The following is a 318-nucleotide window of genomic DNA, read 5'->3' as shown; positions in this document are numbered from 1 at the left end:
GCTGAAYWSCCCTTACACTTAACCCATAACTAGGTAAGTAAGAACAACCAGCTCTTTTGTAATCGCAAAGCGTTCAATAGCAAAGCGTTCAATAGTAGAGTGTGTAATAGTAAAGCGCGTAATCGCAAAACTTGCAATACTAAAACTTGGAAATTAACTTTTAAATGCGCTTCAAGCTAAAAATCATTCACTTGTTGAATGCAAGTGGAATTTGATATCTCCATAACTTGGAGAATACACAGCTATGCCGAAAGCAACAATAGAACCAAATTTATCTTTAACAGTTGATTGTGCTACAAGAACAGAAGTTCCTTCTTA

At 35.6% G+C, this 318-nt stretch carries 1 pseudogene; it reads right to left on the bottom strand.

Annotated elements, in window-relative coordinates:
- Positions 1-183 precede the first annotated feature (183 nt).
- A pseudogene (locus BFS05_RS07160) lies at positions 184-294 on the bottom strand (GntR family transcriptional regulator); the annotation flags it as partial.
- Positions 295-318: the final 24 nt, after the last annotated feature.

This window comes from Gardnerella coleohominis (assembly GCF_002896555.1).
GTDB lineage: Bacteria > Actinomycetota > Actinomycetes > Actinomycetales > Bifidobacteriaceae > Bifidobacterium > Bifidobacterium vaginale_F.
Note: the sequence above shows the minus strand (reverse complement) of the source record. Positions and strands in the feature narration are given on the sequence as shown.